Here is a 12,353-nt window from a genome sequence, read left to right as displayed (position 1 = left end):
GCGGAAGAGGGTAAAACACACTAATTTATTGATGAAGTTTAGGTTATGTTATGATCAGTAAGCTTGCTTATCCTTCAGCATGCTGATGTCTTTTGCGTCGATATCGGCAATGGCGAATTGCGGTACACCGGTAATGGTCATTTCGTCCAGCGCGTTCACCAGGTTTTCGTAAACGGAAGTATCGGCCGGTTTTATAATCACCATTAGGCCCTTGCCGGTGGCGGCCAGCACTTTTTTCTGCACATCCATAATGGCGTGGCGAAGGCCGCTTTTGCTGTAATCGGTAAGGGTTGCCGGTAACAGCGGTTTATCTGCCAAACCTAAATAATACATGGCCTGGTTGTTTTTGCCCAGGCAGATGGTAAGCGTACGCGAGGCCACCTGCGGCCCAGGGTCGTCGCCAACGGGCATATTCAAATCCATTGCCCGGGGCTTGCTTAGCGTGGTGGTGAGCATAAAAAACGTGATGAGCAGGAAGGCAAGATCTACCATTGCAGTAAGATCTACACGCAGGTTTTTTTTGTTGCTGCGCACCTTTTTGCCTTGTTTTTCGGGAGCGGTGTTTAATTCGGCCATGGCTTTATACGTTTAGGGTTAAACAATTGGTTTTGTATAATTCAACGTATAAAAGTAATGATATGTTTCGATATAGCAAATTATATTTTGTATTAATGATAAAATACAGAATATAAAATTATTTTTTTAACCACAGAGGGCTCAGAGAAGACGCAGAGGTTCACAGAGATTTGCAAAGGGGTTTGGAGTTTTTTAACGGGGGTTATAAGAGCTTTGCGCCTTTGCGTGGCGAGTGAACGGCTGATTTTAATAAACTCACTAATGATGGCGATGCCTTCGGCCCTGTCTGCCGACAGGCAGACAGGGCTTTCCGCTACAAATCCTCGCCCTTTCCTGCGCTCCTTGCCCTCTCAGGGTTGTGGGTTTTCCGCTCCAATCGCGAAAGATTGTCTGAACTCGAATTCAACGAATTTATTGAATTTACAGAATGGTTGATGAGGCTTAATTCTGAAAATTCTCCTAATTCCTTAAAATTCGAGTTCAGACATTCAGCGCAATCACCGTAAAAATCTGAACCATGATTATTTGGATTAAAAGATTGCCATGAAAACTTGCATCAGGTAATCCTGCAATCAGGAAAATCATGGTTCAGACAATCAGCGCAATCATTTAATCAATAAAATCAGCGGTCACTGCTCGTAATAACACTTCTCCGTTACGAAGGTGTAAGAAAGCGTAAAGCCGAAAAAGGCGTAGATATCACTTTTGCGCAGATCGCCGCGCTGGCTGCCGGGGCTGCCTATATAGGTCCCTGTGCGTTCGCCGCTGCGGTCGGCCAGGGCAAGGGAAAGCTGACCGGGGGGTAGTTGGTTATGCGGCGCGTAATAGCCGCTCACATCGTCTAAAAAGTCGCTGCGGGTGTAGCGGTAGCCTAGTTCTGCAGCTACGGTCCATTTGCCGCTGAAGTTGTATTTAAAGCCCGCGCCGTAAGGGATCACGATGGTGTTTTTTTTGTATTCGGCGGTTTGGCCCTCGGTACGTAAGGCGCGTAGCTCTATATCGTTGCCTTTGTAAACCGCCATGGGGTTGAACGAGGTGGTACCTATGCCGAAGTAAATATAGGGCGTGTACTTATTTTTGCCGGCATCGGGAATGTACTTCATAAAGTTGAACTCGGCCATCAGGCTCAGTTCGGTAAGCCCGTCGGTAAAACTCAGGTTGCGCTGGCGCTGCTGCGCGCTGTTAGAGGTGCTGTCGGCCCCGGCTATTTTTCCGTACTGGTAGTTAAATCTGGCCGCCAGATAGCCATTGAAATTTCGTTTGATAAAGAAGCCTACGGAGGTACCGCTGGGTTTGAACGGACTGGCATTTAAATCGCCTATATAACCGGCGCCGCCAAGGGCGCCGCCAATTTCCCAGGTGCCCTGGGAATGCGCGGTATAGCTTATCAGCAATAGAAACAGGGCAACGAGGAATTTAGGCATCCGTTATGTTTAGTAGTTACGGGCATCTAAGCCCCACAACAATTTAGTCCTTAACGTATGCAAATAGCTTTCATTACTCAGGCGTATCAAATTTAGCTTGAAGCTTGCTTTATACACCCTGAATTTCATGGTTTTATCGATAACGATGGTGCGGCTATCGCAGGATACGATGTAGTTGGTACCCCGGCATTCTACCTCGAAAGACAGGTTGCTGGTATCGGGTAAAATAACCGGCCTTACGTTTAAATTATGCGGTGCCACAGGCGTAAGCGCGATGCTGTTTGATTGAGGGAAGATGATAGGCCCACCGCAACTAAGCGAATAAGCTGTAGAGCCGGTAGACGTGGATATGATGATACCGTCGCCCCAGTACGAGTTCAAAAACTCATCGTTAAGGGATACATGCGTGGTGATCATGGCAGAGTCGTCGCGCTTGTGGATGGTAACATCGTTCAGCGCAAAGTTATCCTCGCCGAACAATTTCGCGTCGGAATCTATCACCAACATTTCGCGGCTATCCAGCGTATATTCTTTATTTACCACGGCGTGCATGGCGGCTGCGATATCGTTTTTGTTGATGCTGGCCAAAAAGCCAAGCCTGCCAAAGTTGATGCCGATAACCGGTACGCCGCTATCGCGTATGAGGGTCACCATATCCAGCAGGGTACCGTCGCCGCCTATGGTGATAAAAGTATCTATAAAGTCTTTGATGGCATCGCCGGGCTGCAGCACCTTGTAGGCCGAGGTATCTACATTGCCCTGCAAGTGGGTATTGAACTGGTGGTGTACATACACCTCTACCTGGTGCAGCACAAGGCTATCAAATACCTGCCGTATGTACGGGAATACCTGCGGATCGTTAAACTGACGGCCGTAAACTGCTATTCTCATTTCCTAAAAAACACGAATATCGAACTTTGAAAGCAAAAAGCGGCACTAAATCTCAAAATCCCTAAATCCTGACTATATTAGGAGATGGTGCTTAACGTTTTAAAATCCCTGTCCCTTTTTATGCTTGCCGGCCTTTGCGAAATTGGAGGCGGCTACCTGGTTTGGCTTTGGCTAAAAAGCGATAAACCGCTTTGGTACGGCATTATTGGCGGACTGGTGCTGGCGCTCTACGGCGTGGTAGCTACCTGGCAAACAGCCAATTTCGGGCGGGTGTACGCCGCATATGGTGGGGTATTTATAGCCATAGCGCTAATATGGGCATGGAAAGTAGATGGCTTTAAACCCGATAAGTGGGACATTATAGGGGCTTGTATGGCCATTGCAGGGGCATGCATCATTATTTACGCGCCGCGGAAGTAACGGTTACTTCGGTTTATTCTTATCGAATGTTGAGGTACGGAATGCGTTGAGTAACTCCTCTCCCCTTTTTCTGTCTACAAACAGCATCACAACCGAAAACTCCTGTTTACCAAACAACCTGCTGAACATGTATGTAGTCAGTACATTATCGTTGGGTAAATAGATATTCAACTTAAATACCCTGAACTTCAGTTTATCAACAATTTCCGATGTGTAAGCGCTATCCATTTTCACATCGCCCAACTGTTTCAAAAAAGTATTATAAAGCACATCGCCCACTGCTTTGCAACTTGCCGAATGACTGCCGTCAATCTTAACGTCAAACGGCTGGTAGTTCGATTCAAAATAATGCATCTGGTCGCTTTTGAACACGAAGATTGGTTTTGACCGATTTATAACCTTATCATTATAAGTATCTTCGATAGCGGCTGTCCCCTTTTGCTGCATACGGGCATAATCTTGCGGGCTCATATTGTTAAAGCCTTCGGGTATGGTTATATGCCATTTAAACATAGCATTATACAGTTTTTTTGCAGGAATGCTGTCCTGCGCATGGCAATTGCTAATAGATAAAGCAACTGCAATTATAAATAAAGAAATATATTTCATGTCGGCGTTTAATCCTGTAAAATCCTTCTATCGCTAAATCGTGTCCTATTTAGCCAGCTCGTCCATCGTAACCTCGTTGCTCAGCAAAGTACCGAAGAGTTCCCAACGTTTTACCGGGTCTTTTGCAGTACCGCCGTGTTTCTCGATATGATTTTTCACCAGATCTAACCCGTAGTTATAGTTGATAACATAAGCCCGGTATTTTTTGATGAACTTTACCGATTTATCCGCAGTTTCATCGTTCATCAGGCAGTATTTTTTGAGGTAGGTACGGGCCTTGTTCTGGCTCCAGTTATCGTCCATCAGCCCGCGGGCGGCTTCGTTGCGGGCGTAGTTGAGGTTGCCTTTGATGGCCAATGCCCTGAAATAGGTATCAGCCCCGGTGGTATCCAGCCCGGCTAAGGGCAGCAATACATTTTTGGCAAACTTTATCTTCTCATCGCCGGGGAAGGCCATTTCAATGCCGTAATTGGCACTACCCTCTGCAATAAGCGATTGCGGGCTGAACAAGGGGTACATCGAAAGCTCTACGTATCCCCTATCGTGGTACAGGTTTTTCTCCAGCAGCATATTATACACATGGTGACCGGGGTAGCTTTCGTGGCTGCCTACGTCTATCGCACGGTCTATGAAAATCTTCAGGTCGGTATTTATCTGCACTACGCTTTGGTATTTACCTTTGTACCAGTTGTAGCCGTTCCAGGGTTTATCGGTAACAAATTCCAGCGCGAAGGATTCGCCGGCAGGCAGCTTGTAATGGGTCAGTGTGCGCTTACGCGATTCGGCAATGGCGGCTTTGATAACCGCATCCAGTTTATCCTTCGGGATGATGAATTTATTGGCCAGTTTTTGGAAACGATCGTTCACGTTGCCCTTGCCGGGCAGCAGGCTATCAAGCAGCGCTAACTGCGCTTTGAAATAATCCTCGGTATTTACCGGCGCGGCAACGCCAAAGAGCTGCTTAGATTCCTGATCGAAGGTACTGTATTCGCCCGAAAATATTTTGATGCGCCCGCTGAACGAGGCCAGTTGGTCGTACAGCCAATTGGCGCGCATTTTATTGGAATCCACTTCGGCCGAGGTAGCTAACAGCTTGATATCGTTCATCAGGCTATTTACCGATGCCAGCAAGCTATCCCTCGGGAACTCGTCGCCCACAACCTCTTTTGGCTTCAACGAATCGGGACCGTAATAAGCGTCCACGAAATCCTTGTCGTACTGCCCAATGGTTAAGCCCAGCCTCACATATTCCGCACCATATTTATTGAGAAGCTTGGTTTCGGGCTTATCGGCATTTTTAGTACAAGAAAGGGCTACGATGGAAATTATAAGCAGGAAAAAACGATTTTTCATGAGGCGGTAGTAATAGTAGGGGCTGCAAAGCTAATAAAATACGTTTGGCGGGGGCGAAAAGTTTGCGTTTTTTAGAAGAAGCGCTCTTAACTAATCCCACTTTTCTACGAGGGAAGCAACCGCCTGCTTAAATGGCCGCCGCTTTACTTAAATGCTGCCCGCCTTAGCCGAGGGTCTCTCCACCCACCCTTCCCGAATATATGAAAGAAAAAGGGGCCAGTTTCAATATTGAAAACAGCCCCTTTTAATAAATATCCGCTTTTTCAGTGCCCTCCTTTAGCGAGCGTGGAGACTGGACATTATAAAACCCTGGTTTATCGGTGGCAGGCTTATAAGGTGAGTTACTATGATGCTTTGATACTACACCGAACGCGAGGTTAATTAATCGAGTTTATCCACTTTTACGAGGTTGGAAGTCCAGGCAAGTGGTTGTCCGCCATTTCGCCCGTCAACTACACCACTTATCTTCATCGTTTTTTTATCACTACCTAAAGTGTAATAATTTGCATATTGCCTACCTTTCAGGTCGTATGTAGCATTAGGTCTGGCATCAGAGATAGTCACCACATAAATGTTATCAGATAAAATTTTAAATGTGCCACTGTGCGTCACAATCTGCACACCATTTTCTTTAAAAATATTATAAAAGCTTCCATCTGATTTGAATACTATTTTACTTCCCGGGTTGGTAGTGTCGTTCCAAATACCTACAAACGGCTTAATTTCCTTCAGATTCGCCTGCTGTACCGTTTTACACGAAAAAAACATTAGTGCAGCAATAAAAATTCCGAAAGTTTTAAGAGATTTCATCGAGATGTGAGTTTGGTTTGAATAGTAGCTAAACTATTAAGTTTTTTATAATTATCCTAATTGTTATTTATAACATCAACACAGCAATGTTATTAGTAATGCGCTTCTTGCCCTTATTTATTTAAAATAGAATGGCCCTGCACTTTTCGGGATGCGTATTTTTTGATGGGCAAATTACAATCAGCGTATCTACAAATTCAAATAATTCATAAACGAATCGAACCTGTCTTTGGCGTTATCGTTATGATCTGTGAAGTTGAAGGTGGCTTTAACATCGTAGCCATAGCGCAGGAAGGTGGCCAGGATGTTGGAGATATCCTGCTTGTTTACTTTCAGCGTAACTTCCATGCGGGTACTATCCGGGAAAGTACGGGTATAGGAGCTTAGTATCTGGGCATTGTCTGACTCTACCACTTGCGACATGTGCGCCAGCGAGTTGTTCTTATTGCTTATCTCCAACACAATAATGCCGCCCGGCTCGCTTACAGCCGTAAGCTTGGCGAAGTACTCGTTCATGGTGTTGATGGAAATGAGCCCTACATAATCTTTCTTGATATCCAACACAGGCACCACGCTCAGGTCGCGCTCGTAAAACAGGCGGATAACATCGTATATATGCTGCTCTTCCAGCACGTAGGGGTTTACCAGCGATAGGGCAAGCGCACCTATAGGCGTATTGTAATCAGGCTCCTCAATCAGGTCATCTTCAGATACCAGGCCCAAAAACTGCTCTTCGTTTACAATTGGCAGGTGGCGCACGCGAAACTCCGCCATACGGTCGAACACCTTCTGAATGGTATCAGAGGTATGCACCGGGGGAATCGCGTCAGCAACAAGCTCAATTGCAAGCATATTATTGTTTTAATTTATCTAAAAACACCTTTAAGTACTTATTGAATTCATCCGGGTGCTCCATCATGGGCGCGTGCCCGCATTTATCTATCCAGTATAAGTGCGAGTTTGGCAGCAGCTCGTTAAACTCAAGAGCAACCTCGGGCGGGGTGATTTTATCATCCCTACCCCATATTAACGCAACAGGCATCGTTATCTTGCGCAGGTCGTCTTTCATATTATGGCGGATGGCCGATTTTGCCATAGCCAGTATGCGTATAACCTTGGCACGATCGTTAATGTTGGCGTAAACCTCGTCAACCATTTCCTTTGATGCTACTGCAGGGTCATAAAAAGTGTATTCTACTTTCCCTTTCACAAACTCATAATTCTCGCGGCGCGGGAACGAACCGCCGAAAGCATTTTCGTACAAACCCGAGCTGCCGGTTAAAACCAGTGCCTTTACATACCCTGGGTGCGATAAAACGTATATCAAACCAACGTGCCCGCCAAGGGAATTGCCAAGCATGGTTATCCTCGTGAGTTTTTTGAACTTGATAAATTTATGCACGAATTTAGAAAGCGCTTTTACGCCGGTGGTTAAAATCGGCATATCGTAAATAGGCAAAATAGGGATGATAACCTTGTAACGCGGGCTAAATTCCTCAATCACTTTCTCCCAGTTGCTTAGCGCGCCCATAAGGCCGTGTAAAAGCAACAGTGGTTCGCCTTCGCCATGCTCTACGTATGTAAATCCCTTTTCTTCTTTCAGTACAAAATTCATAGTTCCTGCTTAAAATGTGGTTTTAAACCAGTGCAGACTGTTTTTAATTTTAGTCTGAAAAGGTGTAAATACCACCGTAAATTTAGTTTATTAGGGTTTACCTGCAACAATTTTAACAATTAAATTATCCCAGCAGTTGTTTAACCACTTCAGATACGGTTTTGCCATCGGCCTGGCCGGCAAGCTCTTTGTTGGCAACGCCCATTACGCGGCCCATATCTTTTACCGATGTTACGCCAAGGCGGCCGATTACCTCTTGTATGTAGCCTTCAATTTCGAAACGGGTCATCTGTTGTGGAAGGTATGGCTCAATTACGTACATCTCTGCCATCTCCACCTCGTACAGGTCCTCGCGGTTTTGAGCCTTATATATGTCTGCCGATTCTTTTCGCTGTTTGATCAGCTTTTGAAGCACTTTTATCTCGGCTTCTTTGGTTAATTCTTCGGCAGCGCCTTTTTCGGTTTTGGCCAGCAGCAAAGCCGATTTAATGGCCCGCAGCCCCCGCAAACGGTCGGGTTGTTTGGATAGCATAGCTTGTTTGATATCCTGGTCTATTTGTGTAATGAGTGACATATTCTAATTGTGAATGAGTGAGTTATTGATTTATTTCAGAATTCGAATGTTCGATTTCGGATTTGCTTTTTTGGATGTCTGATTTACTTTTTCTCATTTGCACATCTGCACATTTGAAATTTGCACATCTACCCCCTATATATATTCGTTGCCGTTGCCTGTGCGGTTGGCATGATAACGATATCATTTATGTTTACGTGCGCCGGGCGCGATGCCACGAACCAGATAGTTTCGGCAATATCCTCTGCCACCAGCGGCTCAAAGCCATCGTACACTTTTTTGGCACGTGCTTTATCGCCTTTAAAACGCACTTCGCTAAACTCGGTTTCTACCGCTCCCGGGTGTACCGCTGTTACCTTGATTCCGTGGTTCAGCAGATCTAACCGCATGCCTTTATTTAAAGCATCCACAGCGTGCTTGGTAGCGCAATATACGTTGCCGTTGAGGTAAACCTCCTTGCCCGCAATGGAACCCAGGTTGATGATATGCCCGAAGCCGTTGTCGATCATCCAGTTGCTCACCACGCGGCTCACATAAAGTAAGCCCTTAATATTGGTATCTATCATGGTTTCCCAATCGTCGTAGTTGCCTTTGTCAATGGGGTCCAACCCCTGGCTAAGGCCGGCGTTGTTCACCAATACATCTACCTGTTTCCATGCTTCGGGCAGGCCCTGCAGGTTTTCTATTACCTGAGTTTTGCTACGTACATCGAAGCAGGAGATAGCCACCTCTACGTTATATTTCTCGTTCAGCAAAAGGGCCAGACGCTCTAAACGCTGCATGCGGCGGCCGGTAAGTATCAGGTTATAACCCTCGCGGGCAAATGTGTGGGCGCAGGCCTCGCCTATCCCGGCGGTAGCCCCTGTTATTAATGCGATCTTAGCCATAGGTTATGTAACTATCCGCAGCGAAATTATGTTTTATTTGGGGAACGTTATAATGTTGAAAGGTTGTAATGTTGGAAAGTTGCAATGTTGTGGTAAAAGGCAATCTTCCTATTTCAAGCTAATCCTCCAATCCTAAAAATCAGGGTTCAGAAAATATTCGGTAAAATCAAAAAAATCGGTGGAATCGGTGAGTAAAAATTACTCAAAATACAAACTAAACATTATCGTATGCAGCGATAGCTTGCTGATGGGGGCCGAAAAGGGATGGTTCTCGGGCACCAGCAGGTTACCGAAGGTGTTGGTTACTTTTATCTCGGGCGATAGCTTGAAGTATTCGAAGTAAATATCGAACCCGAAACCAGCCTCGTACGAGGAATAACTCCTGGTGTTTTTTACGATGCGCTCAATCGGAGCGGTATTATCGCCGTCTTTTTTGCCACCTATGGAGCTCGAAAACTTTACGCCACCGAGCAGATAAGCACGCAGGTTGCCCACCCTATCAGATTTCAGTTTGAGCGACAGCGGAAAATCGACCGTGGTGGTTTGGATGGGTTTATCTATAGGGTCGGTAGTATTCTTAAAGGTGTAGCGCAGCTTACGGTCGGCAAATATGAGGCCCGGCGTGCTGCGTATCTCCAGGTGATCGGTAATACGGTAACGGGCAATAAAGCCCACGGCAAAACCCGGCGTTGTTTTAGAACTGATGCTGGTAAGCGAATCGGTAACGTAGGCATGGGCATCCGCATCATAAAAAGGGGCGCGCCAGTTGGGTTGTTTTACTATCTTAAAATCGCTGCCTACGTACGAAAAACTGAAGCCCGCGCTAAAGTCGTTTTGGTCGGCCCCGCCACCCCATGCCGGCGAAAACTGTTGCGCACGCAGCAAGCTACTGCAACACAAAAGTACCAATAAGGCTGTTAGGTAGCGTTTTATCATTTAATACCCGTGTAGATGGAACAGATACCAAACGCCAAAGGCCGGCATTTGGTATTTTTGAACCCTGCTTTTACCATCATATCTGTAAAGGCCTTGCCATCGGGGAAAGCGGCTACAGATTCGGGCAGGTAGGTATAAGCACGGGCATCCTTGCTGAAAAGCTTGCCTATGCCGGGGGTAATGTAGTTAAAATAAAACGCGTACAGCTGCTTTATGGGGAATGCTTTGGGTTTGGAAAATTCCAGCACTACAGCTTTGCCGCCCGGTTTAAGCACCCGGTGAATATCGGCCAGTCCATCGCCCAGGTTTTCGAAATTCCGTACGCCGTAAGCTACGGTAACCGCATCGAAGCCATCGGCTTCGAAAGGTAGTTTTTCCGAATCGCCTAACTTCACCTCGAATTTATCAGACAGGTTGCGTTTCAGGATTTTCTGATCGGCAATATCCAGCATACCTCGCGAAATATCCACCCCGATAATCTTCTTAGGTTTGAGGATAGAAAGCGCCTCGAAGGCAAAATCGCCGGTACCGGTAGCTACATCCAATATCAGCTGCGGTTTATCGGCTTTCAATTCGTTTATGGCTTTTTTGCGCCAGATGATATCTATACCCAGCGACATAAAGTGGTTCAGGAAATCGTAGGTTTTAGAGATATTATTGAACATATCGGCCACCTGCTCTTTCTTGGTGCCCTGCGTATCGTGGTACGGAGTTACTGTTTTGCTCATACTTTATAGCGGGCAAAGATAGGTGTTTGGGTTCATGGTTCATAGATGTTAGATCATGGCAAAGCAATCATTCCATATCAGGCCGAAGCTACCATGAACTATCAACCACCATTTATAAACTAGCACCTATTTTAAAATAAGCTTTAATGCAAAACCAACTGCAAATGCTATAAAAATACTTAGCAGCGTCCCAATAAGCAGGTATTCGGTTTTCGCTTCTTCGTGCGTGCTATTGTATCTTAAAATGCTCTTTCCCGTAATCAGTAATCCTATAGCTTCGTACTGCCCCTGGTACACCAATATGCAGATAATCAACCTTTCGATTATACCGATATATTTCCCGGCGTTCTTCAGCCCGGGCGGCACAGCCCAATGTTTGGTGGCGTAAGCTATTATGATAGATGTTGGGATAGTGAGGAAAAATGCGGCAGCTGCAAACACCCAAAACTTACTGTTTTCATAAAAATTGACTAGCGTTTGCATATCGGGCCTGTGCTGCCCGAAAACAATCACCCAACTTGCCAAAATCACCAGCAAATGCAATAGCTGATCTATTATAAAATAGGTGAAATTCGCCCTGGTGTATGATTTAGCAAGATCTATAGCGCCATGGAGGATGGTGATAAACAAAACCACCTTCCAATAATTAAACCCAACAAATAAAATTGCGGTTGTGCCGGTAACCAGGATATGTAGATAGAGATACTTAGATTTTATTTTTCGTTGCGCCCGGTCCTGTACCCATTTTGATGGTTGCCACCAAAAATCGCTTATCAAATGCGCCAGCAACAATTTAACGAGCCATATGATGCTAATTTCCATTTTGCAGTTGGTTGGTTAATGTTTCGAATTTATTAAGCAGGCTCCTGATCTCCTCATACCGCCCTGCTTTAACTTGCTTGCTTACTGTAGCTGTTGATAATTTTAAAAAAGCCGCTGTTTCTACCTGAGATTTACCCGACAGCAATTGAAAAATAACTTTGGCCTGTTTTGCGGTTATTCTCGCTATCAGGCTATCGGCGTACTCCGCCATAATTTCATAGGTAAAGTCTTTTTCCTTTTGGCCGCAGCTAATATACAACCGCCGTGATGTGCCCTGCAATTTAGCGAAGCTTCGCCCCGAAGTAACCAAAAGTTCGTCCATGCTCGATCTTAAGTCGATCTCATCCGACTGTAAATGTCCTATATTTATGCTTACTCTTATATCTATTGCCTGGCTTTCTGTATATTTTATGGCCAAAAGCCGGCTCTTTATACATTTCATCAACGCCATTTCCGGGTGAATAACGAGCACCCTAAAGCTATCACCGTTAAAAAAGTCTGTTTTCTCTTCTCCGAAAAACTGTTTTAAATCCTCTATCAGATTATCAAATCCTGTTGTTAAAAAGGATGAATTAACAATATCGGCTGTAAGTATTGCTTGCATAATTGGCTACGTAAAAAACTCAACACGCAAATATTAGCATAAAAAGGCTAATATCAAACAAATTAGCCTAAAAAGGCTAATTATGGGCAAATTAGCCTAAAAAG

15 protein-coding genes are annotated in these 12,353 nt (G+C 45.3%); 1 reads left to right on the top strand and 14 read right to left on the bottom strand.

Going from position 1 to position 12,353, the window contains the following annotated elements:
* Positions 1-54: 54 nt before the first annotated feature.
* The 3 genes from AC1DXC_RS14340 to AC1DXC_RS14330 form a co-directional block, all read right to left on the bottom strand.
* The gene (locus AC1DXC_RS14340; protein WP_477459835.1) at positions 55-576 is read right to left on the bottom strand and encodes an ExbD/TolR family protein; all 522 of its coding nucleotides are present in this window, start codon (positions 574-576) and stop codon (positions 55-57) included.
* Positions 577-1,205: 629 nt separating this feature from the next.
* The gene (gene porG, locus AC1DXC_RS14335; RefSeq protein WP_477459834.1) at positions 1,206-2,000 is read right to left on the bottom strand and encodes a type IX secretion system protein PorG; all 795 of its coding nucleotides are present in this window, start codon (positions 1,998-2,000) and stop codon (positions 1,206-1,208) included.
* Positions 2,001-2,009: 9 nt separating this feature from the next.
* Positions 2,010-2,891: an NAD kinase gene (locus tag AC1DXC_RS14330; protein WP_477459833.1), complete on the bottom strand. Its 882-nt coding sequence runs from the start codon at positions 2,889-2,891 to the stop codon at positions 2,010-2,012.
* A gap of 84 nt (positions 2,892-2,975) precedes the next feature.
* Between AC1DXC_RS14330 and AC1DXC_RS14325 the strand changes: the two genes are divergently transcribed.
* Positions 2,976-3,311 carry a YnfA family protein gene (locus AC1DXC_RS14325; RefSeq protein ID WP_477459832.1) on the top strand — a complete coding sequence of 112 codons (336 nt, stop codon included), beginning with the start codon at positions 2,976-2,978 and terminating at the stop codon, positions 3,309-3,311.
* 3 nt (positions 3,312-3,314) lie between these two features.
* Here the strand turns inward: AC1DXC_RS14325 and AC1DXC_RS14320 are convergent, their stop codons facing one another.
* The 11 genes from AC1DXC_RS14320 to AC1DXC_RS14270 all read right to left on the bottom strand — a co-directional run bounded on the left by AC1DXC_RS14320 (position 3,315) and on the right by AC1DXC_RS14270 (position 12,249).
* Positions 3,315-3,824, bottom strand: a complete 510-nt coding sequence (locus tag AC1DXC_RS14320) for a hypothetical protein (protein WP_477459831.1) — start codon at positions 3,822-3,824, stop codon at positions 3,315-3,317.
* Positions 3,825-3,965: 141 nt separating this feature from the next.
* On the bottom strand, positions 3,966-5,273 hold the full coding sequence (locus AC1DXC_RS14315; RefSeq protein WP_477459830.1) for a hypothetical protein: 1,308 nt from the start codon (positions 5,271-5,273) through the stop codon (positions 3,966-3,968).
* 381 nt (positions 5,274-5,654) lie between these two features.
* Positions 5,655-6,083: a hypothetical protein gene (locus AC1DXC_RS14310; RefSeq protein WP_477459829.1), complete on the bottom strand. Its 429-nt coding sequence runs from the start codon at positions 6,081-6,083 to the stop codon at positions 5,655-5,657.
* 189 nt (positions 6,084-6,272) lie between these two features.
* Positions 6,273-6,935: a CBS domain-containing protein gene (locus AC1DXC_RS14305; RefSeq protein WP_477459828.1), complete on the bottom strand. Its 663-nt coding sequence runs from the start codon at positions 6,933-6,935 to the stop codon at positions 6,273-6,275.
* Position 6,936: 1 nt separating this feature from the next.
* Positions 6,937-7,698, bottom strand: a complete 762-nt coding sequence (locus AC1DXC_RS14300) for an alpha/beta fold hydrolase (protein WP_477459827.1) — start codon at positions 7,696-7,698, stop codon at positions 6,937-6,939.
* A 124-nt stretch (positions 7,699-7,822) separates the two neighbouring features.
* Entirely contained in the window at positions 7,823-8,272 is a 450-nt protein-coding gene (locus tag AC1DXC_RS14295; RefSeq protein WP_191189854.1) for a GatB/YqeY domain-containing protein, read from the bottom strand.
* A 128-nt stretch (positions 8,273-8,400) separates the two neighbouring features.
* Positions 8,401-9,159: an SDR family NAD(P)-dependent oxidoreductase gene (locus tag AC1DXC_RS14290; RefSeq protein WP_477459826.1), complete on the bottom strand. Its 759-nt coding sequence runs from the start codon at positions 9,157-9,159 to the stop codon at positions 8,401-8,403.
* A 198-nt stretch (positions 9,160-9,357) separates the two neighbouring features.
* A complete protein-coding gene (gene porT, locus AC1DXC_RS14285) occupies positions 9,358-10,095 on the bottom strand; it encodes a type IX secretion/gliding motility protein PorT/SprT (RefSeq protein WP_477459825.1) in 738 nt (245 codons plus the stop codon).
* Positions 10,092-10,823: a bifunctional demethylmenaquinone methyltransferase/2-methoxy-6-polyprenyl-1,4-benzoquinol methylase UbiE gene (gene ubiE / locus AC1DXC_RS14280; RefSeq protein ID WP_477459824.1), complete on the bottom strand. Its 732-nt coding sequence runs from the start codon at positions 10,821-10,823 to the stop codon at positions 10,092-10,094. Before ubiE ends, porT begins: the two co-directional genes overlap by 4 nt.
* A 126-nt stretch (positions 10,824-10,949) precedes the next feature.
* Positions 10,950-11,645: a DUF3307 domain-containing protein gene (locus AC1DXC_RS14275; RefSeq protein ID WP_477459823.1), complete on the bottom strand. Its 696-nt coding sequence runs from the start codon at positions 11,643-11,645 to the stop codon at positions 10,950-10,952.
* Positions 11,635-12,249: a hypothetical protein gene (locus tag AC1DXC_RS14270; RefSeq protein WP_477459822.1), complete on the bottom strand. Its 615-nt coding sequence runs from the start codon at positions 12,247-12,249 to the stop codon at positions 11,635-11,637. Before AC1DXC_RS14270 ends, AC1DXC_RS14275 begins: the two co-directional genes overlap by 11 nt.
* Positions 12,250-12,353 lie beyond the last annotated feature (104 nt).

It is taken from the genome of Mucilaginibacter sp. P2_D11, assembly GCF_056404435.1.
This window is presented reverse-complemented; position numbering and strand designations above follow the sequence as displayed.

Bases quoted from the DNA above. Each gene is read 5' to 3' on its own strand.
- AC1DXC_RS14340 (WP_477459835.1), bottom strand. From the start codon at position 576: ATGGCCGAATTAAACACCGCTCCCGAAAAACAAGGCAAAAAGGTGCGC.
- porG (WP_477459834.1), bottom strand. From the start codon at position 2,000: ATGCCTAAATTCCTCGTTGCCCTGTTTCTATTGCTGATAAGCTATACC.
- AC1DXC_RS14330 (WP_477459833.1), bottom strand. From the start codon at position 2,891: ATGAGAATAGCAGTTTACGGCCGTCAGTTTAACGATCCGCAGGTATTC.
- AC1DXC_RS14325 (WP_477459832.1), top strand. From the start codon at position 2,976: ATGGTGCTTAACGTTTTAAAATCCCTGTCCCTTTTTATGCTTGCCGGC.
- AC1DXC_RS14320 (WP_477459831.1), bottom strand. From the start codon at position 3,824: ATGTTTAAATGGCATATAACCATACCCGAAGGCTTTAACAATATGAGC.
- AC1DXC_RS14315 (WP_477459830.1), bottom strand. From the start codon at position 5,273: ATGAAAAATCGTTTTTTCCTGCTTATAATTTCCATCGTAGCCCTTTCT.
- AC1DXC_RS14310 (WP_477459829.1), bottom strand. From the start codon at position 6,083: ATGAAATCTCTTAAAACTTTCGGAATTTTTATTGCTGCACTAATGTTT.
- AC1DXC_RS14305 (WP_477459828.1), bottom strand. From the start codon at position 6,935: ATGCTTGCAATTGAGCTTGTTGCTGACGCGATTCCCCCGGTGCATACC.
- AC1DXC_RS14300 (WP_477459827.1), bottom strand. From the start codon at position 7,698: ATGAATTTTGTACTGAAAGAAGAAAAGGGATTTACATACGTAGAGCAT.
- AC1DXC_RS14295 (WP_191189854.1), bottom strand. From the start codon at position 8,272: ATGTCACTCATTACACAAATAGACCAGGATATCAAACAAGCTATGCTA.
- AC1DXC_RS14290 (WP_477459826.1), bottom strand. From the start codon at position 9,159: ATGGCTAAGATCGCATTAATAACAGGGGCTACCGCCGGGATAGGCGAG.
- porT (WP_477459825.1), bottom strand. From the start codon at position 10,095: ATGATAAAACGCTACCTAACAGCCTTATTGGTACTTTTGTGTTGCAGT.
- ubiE (WP_477459824.1), bottom strand. From the start codon at position 10,823: ATGAGCAAAACAGTAACTCCGTACCACGATACGCAGGGCACCAAGAAA.
- AC1DXC_RS14275 (WP_477459823.1), bottom strand. From the start codon at position 11,645: ATGGAAATTAGCATCATATGGCTCGTTAAATTGTTGCTGGCGCATTTG.
- AC1DXC_RS14270 (WP_477459822.1), bottom strand. From the start codon at position 12,249: ATGCAAGCAATACTTACAGCCGATATTGTTAATTCATCCTTTTTAACA.